The following is a 3,493-nucleotide window of genomic DNA, read 5'->3' on the forward strand; positions in this document are numbered from 1 at the left end:
GGAATCGTCGCCAGCGTGCGCGCAGCAGCCAGGCCGGGATCCTGACCGGCGGCGATCACCCAGGCGTCGAATCCGTCACGCTCAGCTCGGACCGCGGTCTGGGCGAAGTAGTGGTTGAAGTGCACCGCCAGCGCACCAAAACCTACGTAGTCGTTGGGGATGTCGGTGTCGTAGGTGCGCCGGGGCAGGGAATGAATGGCGACCTCAGTGCCGGGGTCGACGACGGCGGCGATATGGGCCCGGTACCACTGGTCCAGGGCAGGCATACGGCCTTCGACGACGTGCTTCTGCAGCCAGATTCTCACGGGGAACCCGTCGCGATCAGCGGTGCGTCCAGAAGCGACGCCTCGATGAGGAACTGGCGCGCCGCGGCGGGGTCGGCGGCGAGTATGGCGATGTCGTCGAGGTGCCGGCGCAGCGCGCCGGGATCGGCGTCCTGCAATCCGCGGACCCGTCTCTCGCTGCGCGGGATCACATCATCGAGCAGGTGGCGGCGCCTCACGCCCGCGATCCTCGCAACGGAATGCCTCTCTGCCCGGCCGTGCAGCCAGTCTGCCACGACCGGCATCACGGCGAACGCGTCGTGGATGCCGGCATTCATGTTCAGCCCGCCCGCAGTCGAGGTGACGTGCGCCGCGTCGCCGAGGATCAGCACCGGTCCGGTGTCGGACAGATAGGTGTCCGCCACCCCGCGCCGAAGCCGGTAACTGTCGATCCGGTCGACGTCGAGATCCTCCAGAGCGAAGGGGGTGGCGTGGCCCAGCGCCTCACGCAACCGCGCGACGTCGTCGCTCTCAGCGGCCGTCCGCACGATCAGCCGGGTGTGGGTACTCATCCGCAGCACGCTGACGCCGTCGTCTGCACCGCGGAAGTAGCACAGTCCCGACAGCGCCGGGCCTGAATCCGCCGCATCAGTCAGGACGGCGAGATCGGTTGAGACGAACGCCCGGACGGCGCCGGTCGGATCGTCGGCCGCGGGGAAGCCGATGCCGGAGATGGCCCGCACGGCCGAGTTCGCACCGTCACACCCGATGACGATGTCCGCGGCGAGGTCGCGGCGCGACCCGTCGGTGACCGTGACCGTCACGGCGGGCCGACGCGCGTCGAGGCCCACCACGGTCGCACCGAACTCGAGGGTGATCAGCGGCTGCGCGGCGATCAGCGCGGCACACCGGTCCAGCAGGGCTTGCTGATCGAGATGAATCCGGAAGGGATGGGCGGTCAGCCCCTCGAGGAGGCGGTAGTCGATCTCGGCCGTCACCTTCCCCCGGCTGTCGCGCCACTGCACGGCGCTCACCCGGACCGCATCGGGGTCGGCGGCCAGGTCGATCCCGATGCCGCTGAGCAGATCCAGCGTCGCGGGGTGGAAGGTCGAGGCATGCGATCGCGTCGTCCACGCGCCGCCCTTGTCCACCAGCGTCACCGCCACACCCCGGGCGGCGAGCAACAGCGCGCAGAGAGCTCCGACCGGGCCTGCGCCGGCGACGACCGCGTGCGGAGTCACCTCGGACCGCTCCTCGACGTTGTAGGTTGCCTGCTGGTGGGCAGAGTTTAGCCCCGGTGCGCGGTCCTGAAGGAGGGCGATGAACTCCGGGATTGACGACGACGACGAATATCCGGAGCTGGCCTGGCTGGCCGACCACTGCCTGCGCGTCGGGGTGGTGGTGCCGCCCTCGAATCCGACCGTCGAGCCCGAGTTCGACGCGCTCGTCGGCGACGACATCCTTCTCTACACCTCCCGTCTGCCGCGATACGTCGGGCTCACCCTCGAGGAACGCAACCGGCTCTACGCGCCCGCCTACGCCGAGGCGCTCGACGGTCTCCTCGGACTGGACGTCGAGTGCGCACTGGTGGCGATGACCGGCCCGAACTACCAGTTCGGCATCGACGGCGACCGGGACCTGTGCGCCGAACTGTCCGCCCGGTTCGGCGCGCCGGTTCGCACCGCGAGCCTGGCCATCTACGACTGCCTGGAGTCGATGGGAATCGACCGCATCCACCTGATGTCGCCGTACCCGGACTGGCTGACCGACGAGACCGAGGCGTACTGGGCGGGTGCGGGCATCAACGTCGTGGCGGTCGAGCATCTGCTCGGCGAAGGCGAACAGTTCAGCGCCTACGAGACGACGTCGGATGAGGTGGCCGGCCATCTGCGGGAGCTGACACCGGAACCCGTGGCGGCCGTGCTGCTCTCGGGCACCGGTCTGGTCAGCATCGCCGGCATCTACCGCACCGGCTACGGGGTGCGGGCGCCGATCCTGTCCTCAAACCTTTGCGGCGTGTGGTGGATCCTGCGGGAGTGCGGCGGCCTGCCCGGCAGCGATCTCTACCGCCGGGTCATCTCGCGCAACGTCGCCGCTCCCTGACCCCTTGCGCCGCGCCGCCACCGGGGCGGCCGCCACGAGCATCTCGACGAGGAACTGCACGATCTCCTCGAACGGCCGGTCTCGGGGAATGGTGCTGCCCAGCAGTCCCTCGAACATGATGTGCGCGGCGTCGGCGACGAGGTCGATGTCGGCGGCCCTGCCCAGGCGGGGCCGCACCACGGCGAGCAGCAGGTCGTCGAGCCAGGCGTGGAACTCCTCGTGCACCCGGGCGACGGCGTCGCTCTCGCCGACCCGGTCGTGGGCGTCGATGTGCATGCCGCGGTACCGCTCGGCGGCGGCCAGAACACCGGCCAGGGCCTGCATCGGACCGGCGCCGGCGGCCAGCGCGGCGGTCGCCGACTCCCGGGACTCCCCGGCCACCCGCGCCAGCACGGCGGCGAAAAGATCGTCCTTGGTGGGGAAGTACCAGTGCACGGAGCCGGCGTTGACGCCGACGTCCCCGGCGATGTCGGCGACGCTGGTGCCCTTGTAACCGTGGGTTTGGAAGCGCTGCCGCGCCGCGGCGACGACCGCCTCGAGGCGGTCCTCACGCGGGATGTTGCGTCGGTTCGGCGGCACCCCTAGAGGCTAGATCCCTTCTTGACTTTCCATCAAGAACATTCTTGACTGGTGACCAAGAACGCCGACGGGAGGGCGATGGAGCGCAGCGCGGGGACCCTCGGCGCCAACCCCGCGCCGCCGCGCAACCCGCTGCCGCTGCGCCGGCAACTGGCCGTGATCCGGACGTTCAATTCCGGGCCGCAGGTGTTGCGCGACGCCGGCGGGCCGGTGACCCGGCTTCGGCTCGGCCCCCGGTGGCTGGTGCCGGCGGTCGTCGTCGCGACATCGCCGCGCGCGGCCCGCGACATCCTCAGCCGCAGCCCCGAGGAGATGGAGCGCACCAGCATCCACGACGAGATGCGCCATCTGTTGGGGCCCAACCTGTTCGACATGCGCTACCGCAACTGGCAGCCCCGGCGGCGGGCCCTGCAACCGGTCTTCACCAAGCAGCACGTCCAGCGGTTCGGCGGGCACATGGCCGAGGTCGCCGAGGCCCTCGCGCGACGGTGGCCCGACGGCGCGCGCATCGACCTGGACGCCGAGTCGCGCCGCCTGACCCTGGGGGC

General features: G+C 70.6%; 4 protein-coding genes and 1 pseudogene. 2 read left to right on the forward strand and 3 right to left on the reverse strand.

The annotated features are described in order from the left end of the window. A partial coding sequence (locus ACKOQ4_RS01965; RefSeq protein WP_526288301.1) for a hypothetical protein occupies window positions 1-305 on the reverse strand: 305 nt, incomplete at its 3' end. Continuing rightward, entirely contained in the window at window positions 302-1,504 is a 1,203-nt protein-coding gene (locus ACKOQ4_RS01970) for an FAD-dependent oxidoreductase (protein ID WP_526288303.1), read from the reverse strand. The genes ACKOQ4_RS01970 and ACKOQ4_RS01965, both read right to left, overlap by 4 nt. A gap of 79 nt (window positions 1,505-1,583) precedes the next feature. Between ACKOQ4_RS01970 and ACKOQ4_RS01975 the strand changes: the two genes are divergently transcribed. Further along, a complete protein-coding gene (locus tag ACKOQ4_RS01975; RefSeq protein ID WP_526288305.1) occupies window positions 1,584-2,366 on the forward strand; it encodes a maleate cis-trans isomerase family protein in 783 nt (260 codons plus the stop codon). On the opposite strand, the gene ACKOQ4_RS01980 is transcribed toward ACKOQ4_RS01975, so the two are convergent. Further along, window positions 2,265-2,945, reverse strand: a complete 681-nt coding sequence (locus ACKOQ4_RS01980) for a TetR/AcrR family transcriptional regulator (RefSeq protein WP_526288307.1) — start codon at window positions 2,943-2,945, stop codon at window positions 2,265-2,267. The two genes, ACKOQ4_RS01975 and ACKOQ4_RS01980, sit on opposite strands and share 102 nt — an antisense overlap. Window positions 2,946-2,996: 51 nt before the next feature. On the opposite strand from ACKOQ4_RS01980, the pseudogene ACKOQ4_RS01985 reads away from it, so the two are divergent. Beyond that, window positions 2,997-3,493 (forward strand): annotated as a pseudogene (locus tag ACKOQ4_RS01985) (cytochrome P450); the annotation flags it as partial.

Origin of the sequence: Mycobacterium sp. (assembly GCF_046095365.1) — a bacterium.
GTDB lineage: Bacteria > Actinomycetota > Actinomycetes > Mycobacteriales > Mycobacteriaceae > Mycobacterium.

Bases quoted from the DNA above. Each gene is read 5' to 3' on its own strand.
- ACKOQ4_RS01975 (WP_526288305.1), top strand. From the start codon at position 1,584: ATGAACTCCGGGATTGACGACGACGACGAATATCCGGAGCTGGCCTGG.